General features: G+C 45.9%; 10 protein-coding genes. 6 read left to right on the top strand and 4 right to left on the bottom strand.

All coding sequences use genetic code 11. The annotated features are described in order from the left end of the window. Nucleotides 1–37: 37 nt before the first annotated feature. Nucleotides 38–181, bottom strand: a complete 144-nt coding sequence (locus AABW11_RS15475) for a hypothetical protein (RefSeq protein ID WP_340106035.1) — start codon at nt 179–181, stop codon at nt 38–40. 189 nt (nt 182–370) lie between these two features. Between AABW11_RS15475 and AABW11_RS15470 the strand changes: the two genes are divergently transcribed. Beyond that, nucleotides 371–1,132: an enoyl-CoA hydratase/isomerase family protein gene (locus AABW11_RS15470; protein WP_340106034.1), complete on the top strand. Its 762-nt coding sequence runs from the start codon at nt 371–373 to the stop codon at nt 1,130–1,132. 25 nt (nt 1,133–1,157) lie between these two features. Here AABW11_RS15470 and AABW11_RS15465 read toward each other — a convergent pair whose 3' ends face one another. After that, nucleotides 1,158–2,180, bottom strand: a complete 1,023-nt coding sequence (locus AABW11_RS15465; RefSeq protein ID WP_340106033.1) for a LacI family DNA-binding transcriptional regulator — start codon at nt 2,178–2,180, stop codon at nt 1,158–1,160. A 141-nt stretch (nt 2,181–2,321) separates the two neighbouring features. Further along, nucleotides 2,322–3,299 carry an ROK family protein gene (locus AABW11_RS15460; protein ID WP_340106032.1) on the bottom strand — a complete coding sequence of 326 codons (978 nt, stop codon included), beginning with the start codon at nt 3,297–3,299 and terminating at the stop codon, nt 2,322–2,324. Nucleotides 3,300–3,669: 370 nt separating this feature from the next. Between AABW11_RS15460 and nagB the strand changes: the two genes are divergently transcribed. Both nagB and pruA read left to right on the top strand, forming a co-directional pair. Then, the gene (gene nagB / locus AABW11_RS15455) at nt 3,670–5,607 is read left to right on the top strand and encodes a glucosamine-6-phosphate deaminase (RefSeq protein WP_340106031.1); all 1,938 of its coding nucleotides are present in this window, start codon (nt 3,670–3,672) and stop codon (nt 5,605–5,607) included. 279 nt (nt 5,608–5,886) lie between these two features. Beyond that, nucleotides 5,887–7,521, top strand: coding sequence for an L-glutamate gamma-semialdehyde dehydrogenase (gene pruA / locus AABW11_RS15450; RefSeq protein WP_340106030.1), 1,635 nt, complete (start codon nt 5,887–5,889; stop codon nt 7,519–7,521). A 396-nt stretch (nt 7,522–7,917) separates the two neighbouring features. Here pruA and AABW11_RS15445 read toward each other — a convergent pair whose 3' ends face one another. Next, on the bottom strand, nt 7,918–8,580 hold the full coding sequence (locus AABW11_RS15445; RefSeq protein ID WP_340106029.1) for a hypothetical protein: 663 nt from the start codon (nt 8,578–8,580) through the stop codon (nt 7,918–7,920). A 316-nt stretch (nt 8,581–8,896) separates the two neighbouring features. Here AABW11_RS15445 and AABW11_RS15440 point away from each other — a divergent pair, with 316 nt between their 5' ends. From AABW11_RS15440 to AABW11_RS15430, 3 genes are all read left to right on the top strand, one after another. Then, nucleotides 8,897–9,430 carry a hypothetical protein gene (locus AABW11_RS15440; protein ID WP_340106028.1) on the top strand — a complete coding sequence of 178 codons (534 nt, stop codon included), beginning with the start codon at nt 8,897–8,899 and terminating at the stop codon, nt 9,428–9,430. Between the two features lie 97 nt (nt 9,431–9,527). Continuing rightward, a complete protein-coding gene (locus tag AABW11_RS15435; protein ID WP_340106027.1) occupies nt 9,528–9,953 on the top strand; it encodes an OsmC family protein in 426 nt (141 codons plus the stop codon). A gap of 219 nt (nt 9,954–10,172) precedes the next feature. Beyond that, complete coding sequence (locus AABW11_RS15430; RefSeq protein ID WP_340106026.1) at nt 10,173–11,345, top strand: trans-sulfuration enzyme family protein; 1,173 nt, start codon at nt 10,173–10,175, stop codon at nt 11,343–11,345. Nucleotides 11,346–11,481 lie beyond the last annotated feature (136 nt).

Raw genomic sequence — 11,481 nt, 5'->3', positions numbered from 1 at the left:
TAATGTAGCAACTACAACCCTCACTCACAACATCTATTTACACGTTTGCGGAAGTTGAGTTAGATATTTCTTGGCCAGACTCTAATTTTGTCTTGAAAGCCCATAAGTCCTTAATCAAAATAGGATCGTCAATATCTTTCACCCATTGAACAAGGTCTTCTTTTAAAGCTTTAGTATTCATAAAAAAGGTTTCAAATTTATCTATACCATTGAATACGCAAATAAAAGTCAAATATCATAACTCAAGATAATCACGTATAATTTTTAGAAATAATGGCCTGTTGGCATGTGAAATATCCCTTTCTTCTCTCAGTACTTAAAACTAACTTCTGCACAGGTTGTCTACCATACATAACTCAAAGATTATACAATGCCAGAAAACGGAACAATTTCGCATACCATCAAAGACCGCATTTCAACAATTGAGTTCTATCACCCGAAAGGAAATTCACTGCCCGGTTCGCTATTGAAAGAGCTGACCGCAAAAATTAAAGAAGCGTCTGACACTGAAAAATCAAACGCCATTGTCATAAAAAGTGGTGGTGACGGAGCATTTTGTGCCGGTGCATCCTTTGACGAACTGCTTGAAATATCGAGCCTTGAAGAAGGCAAAGAGTTTTTTATGGGGTTTGCCAACGTTCTCAACGCAATGCGTGAATCAAAAAAATTCATTTTGGCGCGGATTCACGGAAAAGTGGTGGGTGGCGGTGTGGGTATTGCAGCTTGTGCAGACTACGCTATGGCTCACAGTTCAGCATCAATAAAACTGAGTGAGCTTGCCGTTGGTATCGGACCGTTCGTTGTGGGGCCTGCCGTTGGCCGTAAGATCGGGGTGGGCGCGTTCACATCGCTTTCTCTTGATGCCCGTTCATGGTACGAGGCTTCATGGGCACTCCAGAATAACCTTTTCAGCAGAGTATTTAATTCCATAGCAGAGATGGACAAAGCCATCGATAAGCTTGCGTCCGAAATTGCATCAAGCAATCCTGAAGCGATGAAAGAACTGCGCGAAATTCAGTGGAATGGAACCGGACACTGGGGCCCTACTCTTGCTCAGCGGGCGGAAATCAGCGGCAGGCTTGTACTGTCTGATTTCACACGCAACTTTATCGAAGAGTTTAAAAAGAAATAAATACTCATTGAGATGGTGCCCGTCGTTAATTTTTCCGGGCGCCGCAACTTTCACGAATAACAAGCTGAGGATCTAAATTAATCTTATGTCGGCCTGAATCTTTATCCTCGATTTCATCGATTAACAGTTTTGCCGCCATTTTTCCTTTCTTTAAGATTGGCTGATGAATGGTTGTCAGCGGCGGATAGGTAAATTCGGCAAAACTCAGGTCATCAAAGCCTATAACGGCATAATCTTCAGGCACTTTTTTACCATGCTCCCGGGCTGCCAGCAGGGCTCCCATCGCAATTGTGTCACTTGCACAGAAAACGGCTGTGATGTCGATTTCCGATTCAATCCACTTTTTCATGGTTTGGTAGCCGGCCCTGAATTGATAATCTACGATCTCTACCCGGTCATCAGAAAGCTCAATGCCCGCTTCCAGGTGGGCTTCACGAAGTCCTTTCAGCCTGTCTTTCGATTCCTTCATGTCGAGGCTGGCCAGCATCACACCAATTTTCTCGTGGCCAAGCCCAAGGAGATGTTCTGCAGCAAGCCTGCCCCCCTTTACATTGTCCACATCAACTGAACTAACTTGTTTCTTTCGTGGAACGTGTCCTACAAGAACAATGGGAACATTCTTATCAAAAAGCTCGCGCCCAACCATATTCGTGACCTCCTGGGTGAGTAAAATATATCCATCCAGGCGTCTGTCGTTCAGGATAAAATTGTTGAGCTCTTCTTTGTTTCTGGGCGGCACGTAAGACAGAGACACAAAGTATCCGCGCTTCTTGCTCTCTTCAAAAATTCCGCGGTGCAATTGCATCCAGAATGCACTGCCAAGTGCTTCATCTTCACTTTGAGTTACAAGTACCCCAATTTCGTGAGTACTGTTGGTTGCCAGGCTGCGGGCCACAGAATTAGGCCTGTAGTTATATTTATTAACGACTTTCATCACCCGTTCACGCGCCACATCACTTACATTCGGATGATCATTTAAAACTCTCGAAACAACTGAGCGTGACACGTGCGCTAGCTTGGCTACTTTATCAATATTCAGTTTTTCCATACCACTAAACCCTTCTTTTTTCATGTACTCAATATCCGGAACGCCGGAACATCAAAAATAATCACCGACACTTAATTTATAGTTTTAGAAATACCAGACCAAAAATACAAGCTTAACAACGGCTGCAGGATCAAAATCGCATTATGCGTATTGCGCATTTGTAGCGGACAGGTCTTGTTCCCACATCATTGCCGCGGCCCCAAGAATTGCAGCGTTCTTTTTTGACATCTCTGAGAGTCGAAGAGAGACTGTACCTTTAAATATGTTAAGCAGATTTTTCTCAAAATGTTTTTTGGTAGGGTCAAGTATCAAGGAGCCCGAATTGGCAAGGCCGCCTGATAAAACAATCAGAGCCGGGTTCAAAAAGGCAACTGCGTCAGCCAGTTTTTCTCCTAGTATCTGACCCGTTTTATCAAAAGCATCCAGCGACAACTGATCTCCTTCAGCCGCCTCCCTGGTAATATCTTTCGCTGTAATTGATGAGTGGTCCAGATCCCTTAACACCGAGTCTGTTTCAGTAGAGTCTATTAAATCCAGTAGCGTTTTGAGTAAGCCGGGAGCAGAAGCGTATGTTTCCAGACAACCATTTCTGCCGCAGCCACAGGCGCGTCCATTAGTTACTGCTATCATGTGACCAAGTTCTCCTGCATGTCCATTCTGTCCGTTTACAAGCTTACCGTTGATCACAATTCCGCTCCCGAGCCCCGTGCCAAGCGTCAGTGATATAAAGTTGTTGACCCCTTTTGCAATTCCGTACTTCATTTCACCGAGGGCAGCCGCATTGGCGTCGTTAGTTACCGCAACAGGGAGGCCGCTGAGCTTGGTCATCATTTTAGCAACCGGGATGTAATCGGGCCAGTTCAGATTTGATGCATTCTCAATTTTGCCGCTCAGGTAATTTCCGGATGGAGCCCCGATTCCAATCCCCTTCATTTTTGAGCTTGCAGCAAACCTATTTTTCAGCCTCTCAATTTCATCATACAACCTGGCAAAAAACACATCGTACGGAACGCTCGAATCTGTTTCGATAAAATTTTCAGCAATAAGTTCTCCCTTTTCTGCAACCAGCCCAAACTTGGTGTAGGTTCCTCCAAGGTCCACTCCGATCATCAGGTTCATGTTTGTTTTGCAATCATTTAATAAAAATCTGGCGTTTGTTTTGTAAATGTTGTTTCAAAACGGTCTAAAATCATCATATAAATCCAAAAACCAAACTAATTGTGATTTTAACGGAAATTTTGGAACCGTTTCCATCGAAAGTTTACATGCTGAAATTCTTATACTTGTGTCTAGCTTAGAGTGCATTATGGCGTTCAAACCATCGATTATTATCACTTATCGGCAAAATAGAGCGTCTTACAAGCAATTGTACTCTTGTGTTCAATTTGGTTTGTTGATGCTTCATGAAATCTGAGACTGATTCATTCATGCAGCCACCATTTTCCAAACGACAGAATCTCAATTTCCGTAATTATTTAAACCTTCAATTATGAGTAATTTAACGAACCGGGTAAAATCAATTGACCGACGATTAACTTATTTCGAAAAAATTCCAACCGTCATTTACGAGGAAAGCTCTGAAGCGTCTATTGCAGTAGCAGACGAAATTGCTGATTTAATCCGCAAAAAAGATTCGGAAAATAAGCCTACTGTTCTTGGCCTGGCTACCGGGTCCACACCTGTTCGCGTGTATGATGAGCTTGTAAGGCTGCACAAAGAAGAGGGATTGTCATTTAAAAACGTCATCACCTTCAACCTTGATGAATATTACCCTATTGAACCGAATTCCCTGCAAAGCTACGTGCGGTTCATGAATGAGCACCTATTTGATCACATCGATATTCCTGATGAAAATGTGCACATCCCGGATGGTACCATCCCCGAAGATCAGGTTCATGACTATTGCGAAATGTATGAACAGAAAATAGCGGATGCGGGCGGGCTGGATATTCAAATTCTTGGAATCGGGCGTACCGGCCATATTGGCTTCAACGAGCCGGGATCACGCCCTGACTCCATTACGCGCCTTATCACTCTTGATAAAATTACCAGGAAAGATGCAGCCAGTGACTTTTTTGGTGAAGAATACGTTCCGCGGCGTGCTATCACAATGGGAGTTGGCACCATCCTCGAAGCCGATAAAATTATCCTGATGGCCTGGGGCGAAGGCAAAGCCCCGATTATTCAGGAGTCGGTTGAAGGGGACATCAACGAAAGCGTACCGGCAACCTACCTGCAAAAACACGATAATACAGTTATTGTACTTGATGAAGCCTCAGCGGAGAAACTTACCCGAATTAATACGCCGTGGCTGCTTACCTCGTGCGAATGGGACGATAAACTGATTAGAAAAGCTGTGGTATGGCTCTGCCAGAAGATGGACAAGCCGGTGCTGAAACTTACCGATGAAAATTATAACGAAAACGGCATGGGCGATCTGATCGCATCCAAAGGTCCGGCCTACAACATCAATATAAAAGTATTTAACGAACTGCAGCATACGATAACCGGGTGGCCGGGCGGCAAACCTAAGGAAGATGACAAGTACCGGCCGGAACGCGCAGAGCCATTTCCCAAGAAAGCTCTTATTTTCAGTCCGCATCCTGATGACGATGTCATTTCTATGGGAGGTACGCTGATCCGACTTGTGGACCATGGACACGACGTACATGTTGCCTATCAAACTTCAGGGAATATTGCTGTGTTTGATGATGATGTGATCCGTTTTGCGGACTTTGTCACCGATTATGCTGAGACATTTAAAATGAAAGACAAAAAAGCTCAGTCTCTTTTTAAAGAGATTACGCATTACCTGAAAACCAAAGAGCCCGGCCAGGTGGATTCACCAGAGATTAAGGAGATTAAAGGACTGATTCGCCGGGGTGAGGCAAAAGCTGCCGGGCGTTATTGCGGCGTGCCTGAAGAGAATCTTCATTTTCTCGATATGCCGTTTTATGAGACCGGCCGGGTGAAAAAGAAACCGTTGTCTGACGAAGACATTCAAATTACGGTCGACCTTCTTCGAAAAATCAAGCCACATCAAATATATGCAGCAGGCGACCTGTCTGACCCTCACGGAACGCACAGGGTTTGCCTGAAAGCAATCTTCTTGGCACTCGACAAGGTGAAGGAAGAAGAATGGGCAAAAGATTGCTACGTATGGCTTTATCGCGGTGCATGGCAGGAATGGGATGTCAACGAAATTGAGATGGCTGTTCCTCTCAGTCCGCTCGAACTTACCCGAAAACGCCGGGCGATCTTCAAGCATCAGTCACAGAAAGACCGTCCACTATTCCCGGGATCTGACACCCGAGAATTCTGGCAGCGCTCTGAAGACCGGAATAAAGCCACGGCTCAGACGTACGATGACCTGGGCCTTGCCGAATATGAAGCGATGGAAGGATTTGTACGGTACCATTTTCGGTAAAGGTTATTGGGTAATTTGGTTATTGGTGTAATAGTTATCGGCTGTATGAGTTTTTTTACAGCTGACACTGATAACCAATACCCAGTAACCAAATGAACGTAATCACTTACTTTGCCTATTGCCGAACTATTCGCTCAGTGCGAGATTACATTCTCATTTAGAAGACTGTTCAGGTACTCTCCTCATTTTTGATGTTTGATGCGGGAACTCCGCTCCACAGTTCCTATATTTAGAACAGAAAAATTATAGCCGTTAAATTTAAAAAAGACACTGAATATTATGTCTAACGCACACTTCAATATACAGGAGCCTGTCAACGAACCTTATCTGCAATACGCACCGGGATCTGCCGAGCGCAAAGCTCTGAAAGAAGTCCTCAAAGAGCAGAAGGCCGAGCAGATTGAGATTCCCGCCATCATCAATGGTAAAGAGGTAAAAACTGACCGTAAAGCCGATGTGGTGATGCCACACAATCACAGCCACAAACTTGGAACTGTTTATTACTGTGGCGAAAAAGAAGTTAAGCAAGCGATTGAGGGCGCACTTGAAGCCCGAAAAGAGTGGGCAGAAATGCCCTGGCAAGATCGCGTGGCCATCTTTTTGAAAGCCGCCGATATTATCACCGGGCCAAAACGTTTTGAAATGAATGCTGCCACAATGCTGGGCCAATCGAAAACCCCTCATCAGTCAGAGATCGAGGCTGTGGGTGAACTCGCCGATTTCTTCCGTTTCAACGCCTGGTATCTCAAGCGTCTCTATGAAGATCAGCCTCACTCCCCTGACGGAATGTGGAACCGCACAGAATACCGTCCGCTTGAAGGATTTGTGTTTGCTGTGACGCCATTCAATTTCACGGCGATTGCTGCAAATCTGCCGTCTGCTCCCGCGATGTGCGGAAATGTATCGCTTTGGAAACCATCACCTGAATCAATCTACTCCAGCTGGTACGTGATGCAGGTTCTGAAAGAAGCCGGTCTGCCTGATGGTGTGATACAGTTTCTGCCTGGCGAAGGCGCCGACGTGGGCGATCCTGCTATCGATAGCAAAGATCTTGCCGGACTTCACTTCACCGGATCGATGGGGACATTCAATCACCTCTGGAAAAAAATCGGTGAAAACGTTGAGAAGTATAAAACCTATCCGCGGATCGTGGGTGAAACGGGTGGTAAGGATTTCATCTTTGCACACAACACAGCCGATGTTGACCGCCTGGTGATTGCCGCCGTTCGCGGAGCATTTGAATACCAGGGTCAGAAGTGTTCAGCCGCTTCACGCATGTATATTCCAAAATCCATCTGGGGCGATTTCAAGGAAAAATTTGTGCCGGAAGTCAACAAGATCAAAGTGGGCGATATAGAAGATTTCTCTAATTTTATGGGTGCCGTCATCAGCCGCAAAGCGTTCGATAAAATCAGCGGCTATATCGACTATGCAAAAGAGTCAGATGACGCTGAAATCATCGCCGGCGGAACCTACGACGACAGTGAAGGATACTTCGTTCAGCCAACGGTGATCGTGACAAGTGATCCCAAGTTTAAATCAATGGAAGAAGAAATCTTCGGTCCGGTCTTAACTATTTACGTCTACAAAGACAAGGATTTCGAGAAGACGCTTGATCTCTGCGACAGCACCTCCCCCTATGCGCTGACCGGGGCAATCTGGGCGCGCGATCGTTATGCCCTGAACCAGATGGCCGATCGTCTGCGGCAGGCTGCCGGAAACTTCTATATCAACGACAAACCCACAGCGGCCGTTGTGAACCAGCAGCCATTTGGCGGAAGCCGTAAATCCGGCACCAACGACAAAGCCGGAAGTGTTGCAAATCTCCTCCGGTGGGTTTCGATGCGATCCATGAAAGAAACATTCGCCGCTCCGCTCGACTGGACCTATCCGTATTTGGGTGAGGAGAAGTGAAAAGTGAGAAGGCAGAAGGCAGAAGGCAGAATTGAAAAGTAATTAGACCTGGCAGAGTTTCCGAGTGCATTTTGCGGAATCCTGCCAGAGTCGGTTACAAGATCCAAGGTGCAGGGTGTAGGGTGTAGGGTGCAGGGTGCAGGGTGCAGGGTGCAGGGTGCAGGGTGTAGGGTGCAGGGTGTAGGGTGCAGGGTGTAGGGTGTAGGGTGTAGGGTGTAGGGTGTAGGGTGTAGAAAATGACACTGTCAGGAGCTTCGCACCCTGACAGGTCATTTTGGGTCTGGCAATCCGCGCCATTATTTATTCAACACATTCAAGCCATCCAATTTATTTTGGATGGCTTTTTTTATTAGCTTTAGATCTGATGTTCCTATAAATCAAATATGAATACCCATCCTACTCCGTACTCACAAAATAGCTTTCATTTTTGAGTACCCGCTCCAATTCTCCGACGACAGACTGAAGGAGCACGCTGTTATTGCGTTCAATCAGTTCATCCGTATGCTTACGATGGCCGATTTTCACAAATCGTTTCTCTGCCCGGGTTTGATTGCGGTATGAGGAGTAGATAAAACCATTTCGAACATCAATCAGATAGACATCTACAGTGCTCGTCACCTCAACGCTATTGCCGGGCACAAAAAACATTGGCAGAATCCCGGCATATGTCACGGCGAGTGCGTTCGCCCCGGTTCTGACTTCGTGAAACGGTTCGATATACAGTATCACATCACTATGGGATTGTGCAGCCAGTGCTCTCAAATCCATTGAACGAATAGTTCGTCTGTATCCATAAAGATTACGTCTTTCGGATGGACTACCTGCCGGTTTCACAAAGTCGATCAGGCCCGGCGTAATGTACGTCGTATTTCGAACGCCGGTCAGAGCATCCAGGTCACCGGCAATATGAGAAACGGTTTGCCCGGCATTATAAATTGATATTTTGATCGGTGGTTTGATTTGTGGCATTGTTTGAAACGCCTCGGCAATGGAGCTGTCCGAGTATTGATATTCAGGATCAGTCTTAACGTCCTGCTCAACCTGACTAACCGGAGCCATATAACTGGTTGAACCGCATTGCACAAAGATGACAGGAAGAATAACTAAAGCAGATAGTTGTAACCATTTTTTCATAATTGATGAGATTTATTAACGGATTATCTCTATCAATTATAAATCCTGTTCAATGTTCCCTGTTCCACCCGCCACGCGCACAGAAACGGGCAAAATTCACATGAATATGCTATTCATGTGAATACCAATTAAGTAACTGTTTTTATATATCTTATATGGTATAATTTCACAGGAAACCATTGGCATTCTCAGCCGTTAGATTATATGCAACTCATAATCAAACGGGTACAACATGAAAAAAATGATGAAATTCTTACTTTCTGCTATTGCATTCTTTCTTCTTCTAAACGGCTGCGGCGACCAGGGGCCTGTTGGGCCTCGCGGACCTGAAGGACCTGCAGGTCCGAGCATTCTCCCTACATCATTTGAGTTTGAGGTAGACCTCAATCAATCCAACGATTTTTCTTTTGTCCGGGAAATTCCATCCGGGATTGAAGTCTTGAATCAAGACGTGATGCTCGTGTATGTGTTTGAGGATTATATTGAAGAGGACAATCTGGACGTCTGGCGCAAACTGCCGCTCACCGAATTCAATGCTAACGGGACGCTGCTCTACGACTTCGATTTTACACGGGTTGATGTAAGAGTATTCCTGGAGGCCAACTACATGCTTGGTCCCGCTGATGAATTTCAGGGCCTGCTTATTCGTGCTGTACATATTCCGGCCGATTTTCTGAATACCGGAAACTTTAAAACACAAGCCCTCGATGCTGAAACGTTTGGGGAACTGCAGCAGATGCTGGGATCAGACATCAGGAAGCTGAATCAAAATTGATAGAAACTCTGAACTGAAATCCTGAGTGAATAAGAATCGAACAGCAGAATTATTTTCGGTATTTTAGTGATGAATTTTCAACAAAATATTACGATCTATGAAAATATCGATTCAGCGGCTTAATGATGCCGTTCACATGGAAGCCAAAAATGAAGACGGTGTCTCCCTGCAGATGGACGGAACCGGTGAAATCGGCGGCATTAACGGTGGCTTTCGTCCCATGCAAATGCTGCTCGCTGCGGCCGGCGGATGTTCAGCCATTGACGTGGTTGGCATCCTCAAAAAACAGAAGCAAAATCCCGACGACCTGCAGATTGAGGTGACCGGCGAACGTGTCACTGTGGAAGGCGAACAATATACCGAGTTCAAAACTATCCACCTTCATTTTATCCTGAAAGGCTCCCACCTGGATGAAAAGAAAGTGGCCCGTGCGATTGACCTGTCGCTGAATAAATATTGTTCCGTTTCCAAAACGCTTGAAAAAACGGCGGAGATTTCGAGTAGTTATGAGATTGTTGAGTAGTCGTGAGTCGTGAGATTCCCCTCTCGAGAGTGGACAGATTTACGAGTGTTTAGCGAGTGGATTAGGGGTGTGTTAACTAAGCGTTGATTGACTTCGATTCTAATTCACGCCTTGCATCCTCTCAAACACACCCCTCGCTCCTGCCAATCGGCTTCGCCTTTGTCAATCGCTTTCCCCTCTCGAGAGGGGAGTTTTCATCACCCCAAGTACATAACAAACATGCCCGATAAAAAAACCCATTTCGAAACAGACGCTATCCGGATTCAAACGCCCACAACCGGCGAACGGGAACACTCAACCCCGCTGTACATGACGTCAAGTTTTACATTTGAGTCAGCCGAGCATGCGCGGGCGATGTTTGCAAAAGAGATTGAGGGGAACGTCTACAGCCGGTATTCAAATCCAAATACAGATGAGTTTATCGCCAAGATGTGCCGCATGGAAGGTGCAGATATGGGCGTAGCCACATCATCCGGCATGGCAGGTGTGTTTGGGTGTTTGGCGGGAATTCTAAACCAGGGAGATCATGTGCTGGCATCACGGTCATTGTTTGGATCATCTCATCAGATTCTGAGTCAGATTCTTCCACGCTGGGGCATCAGCTTCACCTATGCTGATGTTGGGCAAACAGATTCATGGGAGGAACTCATCAAACCGAATACGAAAATGCTCTTCCTTGAAACCCCATCAAACCCGGGGCTGGATCTTATTGACCTGGAATGGGCCGGTAATCTGGCCAAAGCTCACAACCTGATTTTTGTGGTGGACAACTGTTTTGCCACGCCCTATCTGCAGCGGCCGATTGAGTTTGGGGCCGACCTTGTGCAGCATTCGGCCACAAAGTTTATCGACGGTCAGGGGCGCGCTATTGGTGGGGTGATTGTAGGCAGCGAAACATATATGGAGAAGATCCAGTTTTTTACCCGCCACACGGGTCCGGCCCTCTCTCCGTTTAACGCATGGCTTTTCAGCAAAAGTCTGGAGACGCTGCCGGTAAGAATGGATCGACACTGCGACAACGCCGAAACACTGGCCGGTTTTCTGGGCGTTCATAAGAATGTGAATTTTGTGAAATATCCGTTTCATAAAGATCATCCGCAGATTGAGCTGGCAATGAGACAGATGGAGGGTGGCGGCGGCGTGGTCTGCTTTGAGATCAAAGGCGGATATGAAAAAGCGACGTCATTTATCGACAACATCAAGATACTCTCTCGTTCAGCTAATCTTGGCGATACGCGAACCATCGTCACGCATCCGGCTTCTACGACTCATTCAAAGTTGACCGAAGAAGAGCGAGAGTTGGTGGGCATTACGCCGGGTTTGATCCGTATTGCGGTTGGACTTGAAAACAGTGCGGATATTGTTGGGGATGTGAAACAGGCGCTTGAGTAGTAATATCGAGATGTAAAACTTCAATTGTGAGCACTTATTTACTCAGTATATTCAGTGATCGTAATCACCATATATACGTATATTTGGTGAATATATTCACCAAACTTCCGATTACCAGCCATAAAAAAACCCAAAC

It is taken from the genome of Rhodohalobacter sp. 8-1 (genome assembly GCF_038150125.1).
Classification (GTDB): domain Bacteria; phylum Bacteroidota; class Rhodothermia; order Balneolales; family Balneolaceae; genus SW132.
The sequence above is the reverse complement of the archived record's forward strand: the minus strand, read 5'-3'. Positions and strand labels throughout refer to the sequence as shown.

Bases quoted from the DNA above. Each gene is read 5' to 3' on its own strand.
- AABW11_RS15440 (WP_340106028.1), top strand. From the start codon at position 8,897: ATGATGAAATTCTTACTTTCTGCTATTGCATTCTTTCTTCTTCTAAAC.
- AABW11_RS15470 (WP_340106034.1), top strand. From the start codon at position 371: ATGCCAGAAAACGGAACAATTTCGCATACCATCAAAGACCGCATTTCA.
- AABW11_RS15430 (WP_340106026.1), top strand. From the start codon at position 10,173: ATGCCCGATAAAAAAACCCATTTCGAAACAGACGCTATCCGGATTCAA.
- AABW11_RS15435 (WP_340106027.1), top strand. From the start codon at position 9,528: ATGAAAATATCGATTCAGCGGCTTAATGATGCCGTTCACATGGAAGCC.
- pruA (WP_340106030.1), top strand. From the start codon at position 5,887: ATGTCTAACGCACACTTCAATATACAGGAGCCTGTCAACGAACCTTAT.
- nagB (WP_340106031.1), top strand. From the start codon at position 3,670: ATGAGTAATTTAACGAACCGGGTAAAATCAATTGACCGACGATTAACT.
- AABW11_RS15460 (WP_340106032.1), bottom strand. From the start codon at position 3,299: ATGAACCTGATGATCGGAGTGGACCTTGGAGGAACCTACACCAAGTTT.
- AABW11_RS15465 (WP_340106033.1), bottom strand. From the start codon at position 2,180: ATGGAAAAACTGAATATTGATAAAGTAGCCAAGCTAGCGCACGTGTCA.
- AABW11_RS15475 (WP_340106035.1), bottom strand. From the start codon at position 181: ATGAATACTAAAGCTTTAAAAGAAGACCTTGTTCAATGGGTGAAAGAT.
- AABW11_RS15445 (WP_340106029.1), bottom strand. From the start codon at position 8,580: ATGGCTCCGGTTAGTCAGGTTGAGCAGGACGTTAAGACTGATCCTGAA.